A 13,553-nucleotide genomic window follows, 5' to 3' on the forward strand; every position below is an offset into this window, starting at 1 on the left:
AAATTACAAACTCCATTCTACCGTCCACCTCAAAGAACTGTCAAGAATTATTTTAAAATATAAATTCATACAAAACAGTCACCTTAAAATTCATTTACCTCGTTCTATATTTGGATTGGGGTTAAAAAATATATGTGTTTTATCTTGAGGTAGAAGATTTTATTTTACTAAAAATATAATAATACGATTTTTCTTATATTTGCGAAATCTTTTCTGATGAAACGAGAAATTATAGAGATTTAATAAAGAATTGACAAACTAATTGATATATCTATATTTTAACGATGAAAAATAAAAAGGCCTTTATTAAAAGGGCCTTTTTACCTATCGTATGAAGAATTTCACTTTTTTTCTTTTTCATTAATTACACCGATTTTTTTCAAAATATTCGCGGACAATACAAGTTTATTACATATCCGTTCTGGCAGTTTCGCCTTTTCTAATTCAAAACTAGAAAGCCCAAAACTAGGCAACAATCCACCGATCGAAACGCATGCTTTATGAAAATGGAACTGCTGTATTACTTGCTGGGAAATAGATCCTGACACACGTGAATGCTTTGGAGATACTTTTCCACCAATAAATAAAACTTCACCGTGAAACATCTTTTAATAATAGAAGAAATTTATTGTGTTGCTACTGGAAATGAACTTGTTACAATCGTTAAGTTTTTACGATGAACAAGATATGGCACCATTTGAAGTGGTTTACTTCCGTCATTAATCGCAATCACATCTCCATCTTCCGCAAACGTTGCTGTTTTATACCCAATTCTCTTCTTCTCTTCCTATATGCAACATCTCTCGTTCTAACATCGGTGCCTCTATTCCAGCTCCCAAAAGTTGGACGGCTCCACCATACACTTTCTTCAGCTTCTTTTCGCGATCCAATTCTTCTAAATATAGGCGAATCGTCTCTGTTGATACAGCAAACTCTCTCGCTAATTCTGAAACTTTTACTTTCCCTTTAAACTCTACCTTCTCAAGAATGGTTCGCTTTCTTCATCTACTACAGACATAACCTTACCCCATTGATTTCTACCTCATAAACTTCTTTACTTATACAAAGTTATAACTTTCTTTTTCAGTGAAAACTTCTTTAAGTTCGTGTTCTAATCTTTCGTACTTTGCAAAAAAGTCCTCGAACATTACTGGTTAAGTAGTTTAGAGTTTCTTGTCCTATGTTCAAAAAGTTTAGACTTTCACGTCCCGTTACTGAGACATCAAAGGATCTACAAAATTTATGATAATGGCTATTTATCAACGTTTATTTATGGGATTTTAGTTTAGACAAGAAATTCTAAACTAATACTTTTTTAGATTTATATAATATCCATGTAATCTACATGGATATTATATAAATAAATTTGAGAGGATATAATTTATTTAAAGAAAAACCAAAAAAATCATTTTGGGGATTAAATGTACTATACGTATAAACGCTTCAAAACTTGTTTCATTTCTGGCTTAATTTTAATAATTGAATGAATTTCTCTTGCTGGTTGTTCGAAATATTTTAATTTGGACTAAAAAACTACATCCTATATAGAATGTAGTTTTTTAGCGTGATTATTACTTCTCATTTAATTTCTTTAATATATTTTCTGGAATCTCTTCTTTTTTAATAACTGAAATATCATGCATTCTTGTATCGCTTCCTTTTTTAATTGCTTTAATATATGTGCCCATAGTGTATTTATTATCTGACCCGAAACCTAAGTCAACTTTATTTAAATCTTCATCATATCCAATTAGATCATAAGAATAATGAATTACATCTTTAGGTGCCGTAGGATCTTGTTTAGCTTCTTCTTTTACTACACCATATACATCTGTTTCACTTGCGAACGGACTATAACGATCCCATTGCTCGCAGCCAACCAATCCAGTGCTGAATAGCATAGCTAACATTATTATAAAAAATCTTTTTTTCATTCTTATTCAATTCCTCTATAATTTATAGTTTTATGAAAATATCGTACAGACGTACATATTTGGATTGTTCATCTAAGAAAGGTTCTTAGTTTGCATATCCCTTACAGATATCAATCCACTTTAAATATTTTGAGTATCGTTCTAGTTCTTCTATTGTTAATTCAATAGCACTATTTCCACTTCCACAAGCAGGAAAAACAGTTATAAATCTTTGTAGTGATACATCCAAATACACTTCTACCTCTTTATTTACAGCAAACGGGCAAACACCACCTATTGCATGTCCGATTAACTCTTTCACTTTGTTTGCATCGACCATCTTAGCTTTAACACCAAACTGTTCCTTGTATTTACGATTATCAATTTTAGCATCACCTGCAGTTACTATTACTAAAACACGATCTTCTATTTGAAAAGATAAAGTCTTTGCGATTCTTTGAGGTTCACATTGTAACGCTTTTGCTGCTAATTCAACTGTTGCACTAGATTCTGTTACCTCTATAATTCTATCTTCTATACCATATTGTTTAAAATAGGAAATAACTTTTTCTAATGACATTTTACGGACCTTCCTTTCCCTTTTGGGGTAGCATGTTAATGTGAGTTTTATAAATATATTAAGATTTATTTATATACCCTCTAAATGAATGTTTTACATATCTGTTTGGATATAAATCATTAATCATTGCATATGGACTCCCATTCCAGTATCTTACTACTGGTGTCCATAATCTATGCCTTTTTAGCCACTTCATTGTGTATTGCTGTAATAATTGATTATCTGTTAGCTTTTCTTTTTCTTCAATTGTCCACCGTAATGCATCTAGCGCTTTTTCTCTCGTCCAAAAACCACTAGGTGTCATTTTAAACTCCCATTCTTTAAATTGATTTGGATACAAATCATTGATCATTGCATATGGACTATCATTCCAATACAATTGACAGGCCCCCCTCAATCCCGATTGCGTTAACCATTTATTTTCGTATATATTCTTCAATTGTTCTGGATTTAATTTTTCTTTTTCTTCAATTGTCCATTTCAGTGCTTGCAAAGCTTTTTCTTTCGTCCAAAATTTATTAGGAGCCTTAGTAAATTCCCATTCTTTAAACCGATTTGGATATAAATCATTAATCATCGCGTACGGGCTTCCATCCCAAAGCACTCTTAATGGTGCACTTAGTCGCCGTTCATTTAACCATTTTTGCCCATAAATTTGTAATAATTTTTGGACAGATAATTTTTCCTCTTCTTCAATTAACCATTTTAATAATTGTAGAGCTTTTTCTTTCGTCCAAAAGTTTAATGGTGTCATTTTAAATTCCCATTCTTTAAATCGATTCGGATATAAATTATTAATCATTGCATACGGACTATTTTCATATTTATGTTTCAATACGCCACGTAAACGATACTTTGCAATTAATGCGTTATTCCAATTCTGTTTGATTTCTTCTTCGTTCCAATTTAAAATGTTTGTTACTAAATATCTTGTAACTCTTTTAGCCATTTCATTATTTTTATCTAATTTCCAAGTGTTTGGCGGGAATCTATTTCTTTTTCCATCTAATATCTCCTGATAAATTTCCTCTATAGTAATTGCTTTGATCTGCATTTCACAAGTTGCATCCCTTTCCCAAAATTTGAATAAAGAAAATTCTGACTATATAATGTAAGTTAATACTATTGCTTTGTTCTTTTAGTGAAAAATTTCAATAAAGCTTTACATGAAAATACAGGTTGGTATTTATAAAATGATTCATAATGCCACTGATCATCATTGGTAAGTTTAAGAGTTTTACATTTGTCCTGATTATCAATAAAATCGTTCTTTTTATTCATATACTCTTCTCCATGTAATGCAAGTATTATAATTGAAAATTAAATTTTAATACTTGCTGAATATGTCTAACACTAGCATGTGATTTTAGTATTAATTATTATTTTTAAGGGGAAATTTCATTTGTAATTCGCTTATTGGCCCTGAATTTCGAAGATAGAATCAATTTCCACTGTGATATTCATGGGTAGCTGATTCACTCCAATTGCCGTACGGGCATGTTGACCTTCCACTCCAAAGATATCATGTAATAATTTTGAAGCAGCATTAATAACAATATGTTGTTGATCGAATTCAGTTTCACAATTCACAAAGGCTTGTAGTTTCACTACATTTACAATACGTTCTAAATCACCAATATACTCTTTGACTGCTGCCAGTGTATTAATAATACAAATTCTTGCTGCTTCTTGTGCTTCTTCTAAGGTTCTTTCTCCACCGACTTTTCCTGTATAAGCGGGTGTACCATCTATAAATGGAGCTTGTCCTGAAACAAAAAGAGAATTCCCTAATTGTTTGACAGGTACGTACAATGCTTTAGCAGGCGAAGTTTTAGGTAATATAATACCTAGTTCTTCCATTCTTTGTTCTATTTTCATGCTCTAGCCCCCTTTTTATTAAATTTGAATATCACCAATGGCATATACAACTGCTGTTCCCGCAATCTTTACTCTGTCTCCCTCATGTTTACAATATAATGTTCCGCCTCGGTCAGACAGCTGCCTTGCTACCATTTCATCTTTACCAAGACGTTGTGCCCAAAATGGGATGAAACTACAATGCGCTGAACCGCAAACTGGATCTTCATTTACATTTAGTTTTGGAAAAAAAACTCTGGAAACAAAATCATATTTAGCACTTCTGGCAGTAACTGATACGGCTAATCCTTCTGTTAGCTCCTTCATTTTCGCAAAATCAGGAGTTAGATTTTGAACATCCTCTTCATCTTCTAATACGAAGATTAAATCTCTACCTAAGTAGCTTTCAATAGGGTTTATACCAATGGCTTTAACCATCTTATCTGTTAATGTAATCTTTTCAGGCATTCTGCTTGGGAAATCCATCTCATAAAGATTACCTTTCTTGGATACAACAAGTTTTCCACTCTTTGTTAGAAATATAATTTCCTCAATACCTTTTTCATAATAATTTGCAATAACGTATGCTGCTGCTAAAGTTGCATGGCCACATAGATCAATTTCTCCTCCAGGAGTAAACCATCTTAGTTGATAGCCCTCCCCTTCTTTTACAGCATAAGCTGTTTCAGACAGATTATTTTCTATCGCAATTTTTTGCATCATCTCATCTGAAATCCAATCTTTCATGATACAAATTGCTGCAGGGTTTCCTTCAAATATGTTTTCTGCAAATGCGTCTACTACATAATATTTCATTACATATACCTCCATAGTGTCCCATTGTGTATTAAGATCAAATGATTATGATGTTTTTATCTCAACATCGGAACACCTTTAGGTGCCTCAGTATGTTCCGAAAGTACGTTCCTTATTTCTTGAGATAAAGGAATTGATTTTTGTGATTGAAAATTAAAATGAACTAAAATAACTTTTCCTCTTGCAATCCAATTTTGATTTTCATCTTGTATAACATGTTCAACTTGAAAACTTGCATTACCAATTTTGCTAATCCATGTAGAAACAACTAGTTTTTGACCATAAACCACCTCACGAATAAAGTCACATTGAGTTGAAGCAACAATTAAATTCCAAGAGTCTATTTTTAGACTCGGATTAAAAATTTTAAAGAGGTCATTTCTTGCTTCTTCAAAATACGTAAAATAATTTGAGTTGTTTACATGTCCTAAAGAATCACATTCACTAAAACGTACAATAATATCGTGTTTATACATAATATCTCTCCTTTTAAGCGTGATAATGTTGCAATCCTTGACTACCTAAAAAATTATTTAATCAAAATTAAATATTTGCATGAATCTTAAAAATCACGTATATTGCCTCTATACTATAAGTCTCGTTTAATTCAAATTACTTAATGGGTTATAAATATAAAACTCTTTTGTGCGAAATGATTAAATTATCATCACATATGGGTATCATTTTAAGTAAAGACGTTTAACCTATTACTTATTAATAGAGCTATTACCTCCTTTCGCATTTTAAATTTCATTTTAAAAATCCCTTGAACTACTTGTATGTTATATCGAAACCCTATATAACACGCAACCACCTTCTATAACACTGAAAGGAGATTTAATATGCATTTTGAAATTCAACGTAATAGTGAAATTTCGCTTTCCAAACAAATATATCTATCTATTGTCGATCAAATACGTTCTGGCTTTCTACAAGAAGGAACACAATTACCTTCTATACGCACACTTACAAAACAATTGAAGGTGAGTCTAGTGACAGTAGCAAAAGCATATAAGAAACTTGAGGAAGATGGATTCGTTACTTCTATTCAAGGGAAAGGGTCCTTTGTTAATCCGGAAAGAAAAGAAGTTGTTAATCGACAACCAAAAGTTTCACCTTATAATTGGCAGCTCTCAATTCAGGATTACTTACCTAGATCTCAATTTTCTCGTTTTCATCAAGTTCCAGAAATGATTCAATTATCATCTTCAATGATTGATCCCAGGTTATTTCCTAACCGCTTTTTAGAACAAGAAGTTCAAAAAATATTTGTTCATAATCCAAGGATTTTATCCCAGTATGCAGAAGTTCAAGGAGATCTTGAACTAAGACATGAAATGGCTGCATATTTAAAAAGAACTGATATTACTACGGATCCAGATAATATATTAGTTACAAATGGCTCTCAGCAAGGAATCGGTCTAATTGCTCGTACATTTATCGGGCCTGATGATGTGGTTATTATGGAGGCTCCTACTTATCCAGGAGCAATCGATGTTTTTCGCGGGAGAGGTGCTACAGTCCTTACCGTTCCAATTGATAAAGATGGCATGAGGATAGATATTCTTCAGAGTTTATGCGATAAATATAAACCAAAGGTTATATATACAGTCCCTACTTTTCATAATCCAACAGGTGTTATCACAACTGCTAAAAGACGTAGACAGATTCTTGATATAGCCCAAAGTAGCAATAGCATAATTATAGAAGATGATCCATGGAATGAAATTTACTTTAGTAAAAAACCACCGGTTCCTATAAAAAGCTTAGATGATTCCGGGCATGTTATTTATTTAAAAGGTTTAAGTAAAACATTTGCACCTGGTTGTAGAATTGGAGTTTTAGTTGCTTCTGGTTCCATATTTAATCGATTGTTAGCAGCAAAAGCTAACGCAGATTTGGGTAGTCCTTTACTCACTCAGAAGATGATATTACCGTTTATTAAATCAGAGAAATCAATGGAGCATATAAAAAAGTTACGAACTGCTTTGAAATTACGAAGAGATCTAGTTTTAGATTTATTATCAAAGTATGCTCCTTCTGAAGTTTCATGGTACACTCCTGAAGGAGGATTAAATCTTTGGATTAGTCTTCCTGATTGGGTAGATACAAATTCTATTCTTTTAGAAGCACAAAAGAAAAAAGTGACATTTTTGCCTGGTTCAGCTTGTTATCCTGTAGAATTAGAAAATCATCATATGAGATTAAGTTTTTCTTATATGAGTGAACAAGAATTAAAAGAGGGTGTTAAAGTTTTATGTCATATATTTCATTCGGTTATTTCAGCGAAGACAACTCATGACAATTCACCATTCTTTTAATTACAGTATGGTGCCAAATGATTAGTAGTTCGAAAAATCTATTCAATCTTATAAATATAACAATAAGACTGCCTCATTAAAAAACATATAACCTTATAAAAAAGAACTTGTAGCCAGACTACAAGTTCTTTTTTGATAGTAATAAGATTAATGGTTAAATAATTTAAACTGTGACTTTCCCCATAAAGTTGCCGCTAAAGGAAGCATAACTTTGCCGGAAATCACATGTTTTTGAGAGGAGGGAGTGGCGTATTCGAGGGAAAAGGAAACATAACTTTGCCGTGGATTAATTATTAACCCATAAGCTTGCCGTGAATGCTGTTGGTTTGTAATAAAGTTTGATCAAAAACATGCTACAAAAATAAATTTTTCAACAGAAGAAACCCAAACACTTTGAAAAAAGTTTGATCAAAGTGCTTGAGTTATTTGTTGCTAGTGAATAATTTTTTATAAAATAGTGTAATCATTTTTCTACCTGTGTTTGCTCAACAGACTCAAGTCAATACACCATTCACAAATCGCGATTCTAATTTCTTAATATCTTCTATCAGCATTTCTACATTTTCCTTTTTTGTAGCCCAGCTGGTACAAAATCTAACAACACTGTGAGTTTCATCGACTTTTTTCCAAATGGCAAAGGAATATTTTTTGCTCAATTTCGTTATTACATCTTTATGCAAAATAGGAAACTGTTGATTTGTTTTGGAATCGTACCTTAATGAAAAGCCTTTTGCAACAAATGCCTCTCGAATCATCATCGCCATTTCCACAGCATGCCTGGAAATTTCATAGTATAAGCCGTCTTCAAACAAGGTTTCAAACTGTATTCCCAATAATCTCCCTTTAGCCAATAGTCCTCCGTTTTGTTTGATTATATATCGAAAATCATTTTTTATATCATCATTTATGATGACTACTGCTTCACCAAACAATGCTCCTATTTTCGTTCCCCCAATATAGAAAGCATCACAAAGTGATGCGATATCTGCTAAGGATAAATCGCTGCCTTTTGAAGCCAGACCATATCCTAATCTAGCTCCATCCATGAACAATGGCAAACCACATTCCCGACAAGCTTTGCTTAATTCTTCTAATTCGGATCTACTGTAAGTTGTTCCATTCTCTGTTGGATTAGAAATATATACTAAGCCCGGCTGTACCATAAACTCATGAGTCGCATCATTCCAATGAGCATCATATAATTCTTTTACCTGTTCTGCACGAATTTTCCCATCATCACTTGGCAAAGTAAGCACTTTATGACCAGTAGCTTCAATTGCTCCGGTTTCATGTACTGCAATATGACCAGTAATTGCAGAAATTACCCCTTGATGCGGACGTAATATGGAGGCAATAACTGTTGTATTTGTTTGTGTTCCTCCAACTAGAAAATGTATATCTGCATTCTTTGCATCACAAGTTTCTCTAATATAAACTCTCGCTTTTTCACAATGTTCATCCCTACCATATCCAGGTGTCTGCTCTTCATTGGTTTCAACTAATCGTTTCAGAATTCGCTCATGAGCACCTTCTGCATAATCATTATCAAATCGTATCATTCATATTCTCCTTAGACCTATTTAATTTCTTCTCAATCAACAACATAGAAGCATGTATTTCTTTTATTTCTTTTTGTGACAGACCTTGTAGTAATCTCATTATTTGTTCATTAGATTTTTCATTTAAATGATTAAAAAAAACAGTCCTTTTTGGTGTCAATCGAATCGGACTCATTCTATTATCAATCGTCGAACGTTCCTTAATTAGTAGACCATCTTTAATAAACTTAGCAATTAGTCTACTCATATAGCTGCGATCAATATCAAGTTTTTCGACTAAATCGTTTGCGATACACTCTCCCATGAAACCAATCTCTAAAATTACCCGTGACTCCGTAAGAGAATATTCACCATTAAATACATGCTTATCTAATAAACCAAGTATATTCGTATTAAATCGATTAAATCGCCTTTTATCACTAACAATGTTTCGTTAAATTAGTGGGCTATGTCAACTTTTTATTTTTAAATCATTTAGTATAAGTTAAGCTAAACAAATCACATATTGAGGATTGAATACTATGGTAGCTATACTGTTTTAAAAAATCAAATTTGCCCCTAGTAGTGAGGTAAGCTAAAAAATAGTCTTATTGAAATGAATTATTTCTCTTTCTTGAAGAAATGCACCCCTAAATTTTTCTTCTTATTGAACAATCTGGCCCTTTAGTGGAGTAACTTTATTGCTGCTCAATAGTTCCTTAATCCGCCTTTTAGTTCAGATCTTCTTTTCACTATAAAAACATCCCTTTAGATAAACAGATCCAAATGGACAAAACATTTCGTCTTTATTATAAACACCGTGACTTTATTTAAAAGCGACATTAAAAATATTCTTCAAATCCTGGAAGCATAAGTTTGCCACAAACAAAAAGAACCATAAGCTGAAAAATCAAGATTTTATACATAGGTTGGTTGGTATAACTAATAGAAAAGTTTAGCAATAATTAAATAGACAGTTTTGTATTAAGACCAAATCCATTTATCATCATCATTATTATTGTTATTTGAAGTTTGTAATTCTTGAATTTTTTCAATGTTATTTTGTATATTCCAATCTACGGACCTTCCACCCCATGTTGCAAGGTCCATATTAGTTACTTTAACTTTATCACCAATATTAAATTGTTGCCCTAGTGTTAAGTAAACTTCTAGAATAGTATATCCACCTTTGTTATTAGGATATTTAACAATTACATAATCTCTAGGTTTGTTTCCGTTATGATTAATTTGTCCTTTTTTATTAACTTCTCCTACTACATAATCAGGGAGACCATTTTCTTGAAAATGCATTCCTGGTGTTAATGAGATATTTTCAATAGAGTTTGCAACCATATATTCAGTGAAATTAACCATTATGGTACCGGTAACTTGTACTTGATCGCCTATTTTCACATTAGGTGTAGAATTTAAATAAACACTAATTGGATTAGTATATTGTTTTGATTCAACTGAAATCACATTTTTATCAATCTCAACTACACGTCCTTCAATTCTTGCAATATTTGATTCAATAGAAGCTGCACTTGCTTTTGGTGCTTCTAGTCCTGGTAAATTAGTTCCTGTAAATGCTGCGACTCCTAATGCACCAACTAAAATAATTTTTTTCATATTCATTTCATAACATCTCCATTCATTTTGTACGTATGTATTGGTTAATATCAAAAATATCGTAACGGAATTAGTTACAATAAAAGTTTTTAGCGGCTATAAATTGTAAACAATCTCATATATCCTCTGAAAAATATTTTTAACTTATTTATGTGAATATAAAATATTAATAATCACATAAAGACTATTTTCACATTTATGCTGCATTTTCTTTATTCTAATTTAAAACTTTTGTTATCCAAATATCTCGTGTGCTAAAATCTTTTCAACTTTTAAGGGTATGTACTCTTTGGTCTATTAATAATTAACAAACAATAAAGAAAAAATGTATTGAATAGCCCATATCAATAAGCCTATTCTCTCCTTTCGTGTTCAAATTACTAAAATATGATTTTCACTTTTTATTGAAAAAATCCATTTAGATACTTGTATGTTACATTGTAACCATATATAACACTCAACCCCAATTTATAACACTGAAAAGAAATTCAAAGTGTCTATAATGATGCTACTCATAAAACCCATAAATCATGGGTAGTTAAATCTATAAATTTATATTTTCAGATTTAAAACTCTCACTTTTTATTTTCTTTTCCAACGTATATTACAGAATTTTTATGATATTCAAATCCAAGTGTTATAAGTAACTATTGACTGTTATATATACATACCTATTATCATATTCCTTGTAACTGTAGGGTTGGTCATTAAACTGTATATAGCACTTTCATCAGACCGAACTGTTCGGTCCGAAATAATTATAGGATGTTTATAAAATATGAAATTTCAAGTTGTTTTATTTGATGGGTTTGATTTAATGGATGCACTTGCTCCTTTTGATGTCTTTCACGTTGCAGCAGCTCTTTCTCCAGAAGAAGTAACAGTGGAGTTAGTAACTGTCGAAGGGAAAAGATTAGTTAAAAGTGGAGTAAATGGCGTAAGAATCGAAGCCACAGGCATACTCGATCCAACCGCTGAAGGTGTAATTTTAATTCCAGGTAGTGCTGGCGATTCCTACGATGATGGACCAAATTCAGTTGTAAATAGGTTAAAAAAAGCTTCTGAGACGGATTTGAAAACTATGCTACACCAAGCAGCACACAACCCTAATATTACTTTAAATACAGTATGCGTAGGTGCTAACCTTTTAGGCATGATTGGACTACTAAATGGTCGATATGCTAGTACACATTTTATGGGGATGGGTGCTTTACCTAAAATGGGAGCTACACCAGTGCATGCTCGTATCGTAGATGATGGAGATTTAGTATCTAGCGGTGGTGTTACTTCAGGGATAGATCTTGCTATTTATACAATTGAACAAAAACTAGGACCAAAAATTGCACACGCTGTCGAGAAAATGATTGAATTTGAACGTAGAGGTACCGTTTGGAAAAATAAAGGTAAAGAACCTATGGCTTTTTAAATAAAAGTTTTTACATTAGAGGTATCACCAACACTTTAGAGATTTATCATATTTTCGAATAAAAAATGTAACAATTCTACTCGAGAAACCTAATAAGAAGAAAGTTAACTTTCTTCTTATTGCATTATTACTGGCTAAGTAGTTTAGATTTTCTTGTCCTAGGTACAAAAAGTTTAGACTTTCATGTCCTGTTATTAAGACATGAAAGTTCCTACAAAATTTATGATAATGGCTATTTATCAACGATTGTTCATGAGTTTTAGTTTAGACCTTTATGTCTTTCTACATCTCCTGTACAAGGACATGAAACTCCACACTATTTAGACAAGAAAGTCTAAACTATAATTTATATAGTTATATACAATTATAAAGCATAAGGATATCCACTACACACACACCGTCATTTGTTTTTTTATATTTGAAATATAAAAAAACAAATGACGGTGTAATTTCTATATAAAAAAAGCACCTATTTTTATAGATGCTTTATTGTATTTGATTGATTGTGCATCTAGTTGCAATTGCGATTATCCCTAAAAACAATATACCAACTATTACATCCTCTGGTGTTGTCCAATTAAACATATTCTTCCCCCCTCACTCTAATAATAAGAAGGAAAGATTACAAACATTTTAAAATCAAGTTATATTAATGTTTCTTTTCATTTATATTTGTTACAAAGAAAAATGTTAATATAAGTGCATTTTTTTCAATCCAATGATAAAACTTGAAAAGTTGACTCCAGCCTATTTTGTGGGAAAATGTCTTCTCTACGATTGCTTATTTTTATCAAAACTAAACTACTCTAAATTATTATTAATTTCTTTTACAACTTTTGCTGGCACTCCTGCAACAACAGTGTTTTCCGGGACATCCTTAGTAACAACAGCTCCTGCTGCAACAACAGAATTATCCCCAATCGTAACATTCATACCAATCAATGAACCGTTTCCTATATTAATTCCCCCTCTATCTTGGAAGGAACAACCGGTGTTAATAAACACGTTTTTTCCAATCGTGATGTTTTTACCGAAATCTGTATAAAACGGCGGAAAGCACATAAACGATACATCGACTTTGTTACCTGTTAGTTCACTAAAAATCTCCACGATTTCTTCTCTTGAATGGTACGATGTATTCAATGTCATTGTTATTTTTTGGGCTTCATAACTACATTGAATTAATAGCTTATGTAATTCTGTATCTTTACCGGAAATTGGATTGCCTTTCTTACAAAAATCTATAAACTCTTTCATTTCCATCTTTAAAATTACCTATCTTTCTTTGCTACTAATATAATTATTTTTGATACAAATAATCCATTAGAGAAATTAGGAGCTTTCTGGGCAGCAGACACAATCTAATATTGATTAATATTAACTTCGACTCCACTTAATATTCCCTACATTAAAATAATAAGAGACATATGTATTCAAAATGGTCCAATTAGGATATACGCCAATACATTTTGG

General features: G+C 31.9%; 12 protein-coding genes and 1 pseudogene. 2 read left to right on the top strand and 11 right to left on the bottom strand.

Features of this window, described 5'->3' with window-relative positions; translation table 11 throughout:
* Positions 1-365: 365 nt before the first annotated feature.
* The 7 genes and pseudogenes from MNO09_RS01665 to MNO09_RS01695 all read right to left on the bottom strand — a co-directional run.
* Positions 366-989 (bottom strand): annotated as a pseudogene (locus MNO09_RS01665) (DeoR/GlpR family DNA-binding transcription regulator); the annotation flags it as partial.
* A 582-nt stretch (positions 990-1,571) separates the two neighbouring features.
* Positions 1,572-1,934 (bottom strand): YxeA family protein, encoded by a 363-nt coding sequence (locus MNO09_RS01670; protein ID WP_048563388.1) that lies wholly within the window; start codon positions 1,932-1,934, stop codon positions 1,572-1,574.
* 85 nt (positions 1,935-2,019) lie between these two features.
* On the bottom strand, positions 2,020-2,493 hold the full coding sequence (locus MNO09_RS01675; protein WP_070169432.1) for a YbaK/EbsC family protein: 474 nt from the start codon (positions 2,491-2,493) through the stop codon (positions 2,020-2,022).
* 58 nt (positions 2,494-2,551) lie between these two features.
* On the bottom strand, positions 2,552-3,547 hold the full coding sequence (locus MNO09_RS01680) for a DUF4046 domain-containing protein (RefSeq protein ID WP_048563386.1): 996 nt from the start codon (positions 3,545-3,547) through the stop codon (positions 2,552-2,554).
* A 359-nt stretch (positions 3,548-3,906) separates the two neighbouring features.
* Positions 3,907-4,371: a RidA family protein gene (locus MNO09_RS01685; protein WP_088106831.1), complete on the bottom strand. Its 465-nt coding sequence runs from the start codon at positions 4,369-4,371 to the stop codon at positions 3,907-3,909.
* Positions 4,372-4,389: 18 nt separating this feature from the next.
* Positions 4,390-5,166: a PhzF family phenazine biosynthesis protein gene (locus MNO09_RS01690; RefSeq protein ID WP_070169434.1), complete on the bottom strand. Its 777-nt coding sequence runs from the start codon at positions 5,164-5,166 to the stop codon at positions 4,390-4,392.
* 56 nt (positions 5,167-5,222) lie between these two features.
* Positions 5,223-5,642, bottom strand: a complete 420-nt coding sequence (locus MNO09_RS01695; RefSeq protein ID WP_070169435.1) for an acyl-CoA thioesterase — start codon at positions 5,640-5,642, stop codon at positions 5,223-5,225.
* Positions 5,643-6,008: 366 nt separating this feature from the next.
* Here MNO09_RS01695 and pdxR point away from each other — a divergent pair, with 366 nt between their 5' ends.
* Positions 6,009-7,487: a MocR-like pyridoxine biosynthesis transcription factor PdxR gene (gene pdxR, locus MNO09_RS01700; protein WP_070169436.1), complete on the top strand. Its 1,479-nt coding sequence runs from the start codon at positions 6,009-6,011 to the stop codon at positions 7,485-7,487.
* Between the two features lie 494 nt (positions 7,488-7,981).
* Here pdxR and MNO09_RS01705 read toward each other — a convergent pair whose 3' ends face one another.
* The 3 genes from MNO09_RS01705 to MNO09_RS01715 all read right to left on the bottom strand — a co-directional run bounded on the left by MNO09_RS01705 (position 7,982) and on the right by MNO09_RS01715 (position 10,660).
* Positions 7,982-9,046 carry a threonine aldolase family protein gene (locus MNO09_RS01705; protein WP_002069752.1) on the bottom strand — a complete coding sequence of 355 codons (1,065 nt, stop codon included), beginning with the start codon at positions 9,044-9,046 and terminating at the stop codon, positions 7,982-7,984.
* Positions 9,033-9,350, bottom strand: coding sequence for a MarR family winged helix-turn-helix transcriptional regulator (locus tag MNO09_RS01710; protein ID WP_347280213.1), 318 nt, complete (start codon positions 9,348-9,350; stop codon positions 9,033-9,035). The genes MNO09_RS01705 and MNO09_RS01710 overlap by 14 nt, the downstream gene beginning before the upstream one ends.
* 659 nt (positions 9,351-10,009) lie before the next feature.
* Positions 10,010-10,660 (bottom strand): ATP F0F1 synthase subunit alpha, encoded by a 651-nt coding sequence (locus MNO09_RS01715; protein ID WP_070169438.1) that lies wholly within the window; start codon positions 10,658-10,660, stop codon positions 10,010-10,012.
* A 772-nt stretch (positions 10,661-11,432) separates the two neighbouring features.
* On the opposite strand from MNO09_RS01715, the gene MNO09_RS01720 reads away from it, so the two are divergent.
* On the top strand, positions 11,433-12,080 hold the full coding sequence (locus MNO09_RS01720; RefSeq protein WP_070169439.1) for a DJ-1/PfpI family protein: 648 nt from the start codon (positions 11,433-11,435) through the stop codon (positions 12,078-12,080).
* Between the two features lie 801 nt (positions 12,081-12,881).
* Here MNO09_RS01720 and MNO09_RS01725 read toward each other — a convergent pair.
* Positions 12,882-13,343, bottom strand: a complete 462-nt coding sequence (locus MNO09_RS01725) for a DapH/DapD/GlmU-related protein (protein ID WP_070169440.1) — start codon at positions 13,341-13,343, stop codon at positions 12,882-12,884.
* Between the last annotated feature and the right edge of the window lie 210 nt (positions 13,344-13,553).

Origin of the sequence: Bacillus sp. N5-665 (genome assembly GCF_022637375.2) — a bacterium.
Lineage (GTDB): Bacteria > Bacillota > Bacilli > Bacillales > Bacillaceae_G > Bacillus_A > Bacillus_A wiedmannii.

What these genes read in the sequence shown, in the direction of transcription:
- MNO09_RS01685 (WP_088106831.1), bottom strand. Translation starts at nt 4,371, where the DNA reads ATGAAAATAGAACAAAGAATGGAAGAACTAGGTATTATATTACCTAAA.
- MNO09_RS01715 (WP_070169438.1), bottom strand. Translation starts at nt 10,660, where the DNA reads ATGAATATGAAAAAAATTATTTTAGTTGGTGCATTAGGAGTCGCAGCA.
- MNO09_RS01725 (WP_070169440.1), bottom strand. Translation starts at nt 13,343, where the DNA reads ATGGAAATGAAAGAGTTTATAGATTTTTGTAAGAAAGGCAATCCAATT.
- MNO09_RS01705 (WP_002069752.1), bottom strand. Translation starts at nt 9,046, where the DNA reads ATGATACGATTTGATAATGATTATGCAGAAGGTGCTCATGAGCGAATT.
- MNO09_RS01695 (WP_070169435.1), bottom strand. Translation starts at nt 5,642, where the DNA reads ATGTATAAACACGATATTATTGTACGTTTTAGTGAATGTGATTCTTTA.
- pdxR (WP_070169436.1), top strand. Translation starts at nt 6,009, where the DNA reads ATGCATTTTGAAATTCAACGTAATAGTGAAATTTCGCTTTCCAAACAA.
- MNO09_RS01690 (WP_070169434.1), bottom strand. Translation starts at nt 5,166, where the DNA reads ATGAAATATTATGTAGTAGACGCATTTGCAGAAAACATATTTGAAGGA.
- MNO09_RS01680 (WP_048563386.1), bottom strand. Translation starts at nt 3,547, where the DNA reads ATGCAGATCAAAGCAATTACTATAGAGGAAATTTATCAGGAGATATTA.
- MNO09_RS01675 (WP_070169432.1), bottom strand. Translation starts at nt 2,493, where the DNA reads ATGTCATTAGAAAAAGTTATTTCCTATTTTAAACAATATGGTATAGAA.
- MNO09_RS01670 (WP_048563388.1), bottom strand. Translation starts at nt 1,934, where the DNA reads ATGAAAAAAAGATTTTTTATAATAATGTTAGCTATGCTATTCAGCACT.
- MNO09_RS01710 (WP_347280213.1), bottom strand. Translation starts at nt 9,350, where the DNA reads ATGGGAGAGTGTATCGCAAACGATTTAGTCGAAAAACTTGATATTGAT.
- MNO09_RS01720 (WP_070169439.1), top strand. Translation starts at nt 11,433, where the DNA reads ATGAAATTTCAAGTTGTTTTATTTGATGGGTTTGATTTAATGGATGCA.